The sequence below is a fragment of the Aneurinibacillus danicus genome, assembly GCF_007991215.1.
Lineage (GTDB): Bacteria > Bacillota > Bacilli > Aneurinibacillales > Aneurinibacillaceae > Aneurinibacillus > Aneurinibacillus danicus.
Map to the genome: position 1 here is coordinate 1 of NZ_BJXX01000039.1, position 1,750 is coordinate 1,750.

At 44.3% G+C, this 1,750-nt stretch carries 2 protein-coding genes and 1 riboswitch; both genes read right to left on the reverse strand.

Annotated features, from left to right (window positions below; translation table 11 throughout):
• Positions 1-92: 92 nt before the first annotated feature.
• Entirely contained in the window at positions 93-560 is a 468-nt protein-coding gene (locus tag ADA01nite_RS04070) for a C40 family peptidase (protein WP_246147209.1), read from the reverse strand.
• 7 nt (positions 561-567) lie between these two features.
• Positions 568-697: riboswitch (cyclic di-AMP (ydaO/yuaA leader) on the reverse strand.
• Between the two features lie 230 nt (positions 698-927).
• On the reverse strand, positions 928-1,750 hold an 823-nt coding region (locus ADA01nite_RS04075; protein WP_146808630.1), incomplete at its 5' end, for a DUF3891 family protein.

Genomic DNA, 1,750 nt, shown 5'->3' on the forward strand with positions numbered 1-1,750 from the left:
GATTTTCACAGAAAATAAAAAACCCCCAACCGAATGGCTTTCAGTTGAGAGTTAGTAGCAAATATCTTATGTAGACATGTATCCGTATGTACTTACTTCACAATACGCTTAGCTCCTACATAACGGCTTCCCCAATAATATTCGTCATTGACACTGCTGATAGATACACCGCGGCTGCTCGAAGAATGAATAAATTTGCCATTCCCGATATACATTCCCGCGTGCGTAACAGCGGCACGGCTTGAAGTTTTGAAGAATACCAGATCTCCCGTACGCAACTGCGAGCGTGAAACAGGCTTGCCTTTGCTGTACATGGCGCTTGCGGTGCGGGGCAGAGTGATTTTTTGACTTTTGAATACATAATTCAGGAAACCGGAGCAGTCAAAACCGCCCTTTCCGGTACCGCCCCATTTATACGGCGCTCCCAATACGCTTTTTGCTTTCGCTACCAGAGATGATGTGTTGGCCGCAGATGCTTTTTCTGTTCCTACGGGCGCCAAAAGACTGCCCAACGCAATTACACCCGCCATTGCAACCATCAGAATTTTCTTATTTCTCATAGCCTAGTTTTACTCCCTTCGTGCCTACGAGGTTAGTTGACGGGTTAAGAGGATAAGGTCTCTTTCCGTATAAACGGATCCACCCCAGAGTAAATCGTCCCCCGCTTCGCATGATGCGAATTCGGCAAGTAAACATTTTTCTATTAATTGGCCACCTCTATAATAGTTCTGATGTTTTCTGTCTCTTTACAATAACGGTTTAAGTTTATCGAATTCTATCGAAAAAGAGAAGATTTCCAAGAAAATGTTCATAATTTAGACACATCTTAGTGAAATTTTCTGCAACCTACAAAAATACACTTTATTTTTTGTGAAAATCCTGAAATAAAGAAGGAAGGAGAGAAGAAAAAGGCATTCGCCTTTTTCTTCATTGATACGTAAATGATATATTTCTTTCTACCCACCCTGTTTGACTGTACGCCTTGGCGATGCCAAGTTGTTCAACTTCCTTCTTTGTCACTTCTTTCAGCGGCACGGACACCTCAAATTCCTCTTCAAATGGAAAAGAAGTAAGCTGCACGGTTTTCCGATCAAGCCAACGGGCGGAAATCTTCTCTTCTCCGTTGAAAGTGAACCGCTGCGGAAACCCGTTCCTGTACCAGGAAATTTCCTGCTCTTTTGCTATACCGGGTTCCTGAATACAAATATACAGGGAAAGATTATCGCAGAACTGCAAAAGCGTAAAATGGAAATGCAGAACAGCAGCCTCCTCTTCTCCGATGCCAAGCCGCTCCCTCAAACGCCGCTGCCGCGCTTGTTCGTCCCGTACATAGGAAAGTGCGGTCTCTTCGCTCGTTCCGTCAAAAAAAGACACATAATGCATACTGCAAAGAAGAGCCCCGTATGGACTTGTCTCTTCTACTTCATCTACTCCCTTTCGATAAAAAGACAGTTTAGGGACAAGGGGAAACTCAACAAATGAATACGGTCTTTTGTCTGCATCATTCCAGAACGGTGTATTATCTAAATCAATCCAGCCACGGTCATGCTGGCTAATCCCGTAAAGTACGTCCTCACGCTTGTCTTTACCAATAAAATAGCGTTCTCTCCATCGACGGGCTATCTCACCGGAAGCCAGCGCATGATGATGCTGGGCCACCATTACAAACTTTTCGCCCCGCTCATATACAATCATTCGTTCCTCTCCTTTGCGTCGTGTCTGTTTTTTATTGCGGTACGAAGGAAAAGAG

What these genes read in the sequence shown, in the direction of transcription:
- ADA01nite_RS04070 (WP_246147209.1), bottom strand. Translation starts at nt 560, where the DNA reads ATGAGAAATAAGAAAATTCTGATGGTTGCAATGGCGGGTGTAATTGCG.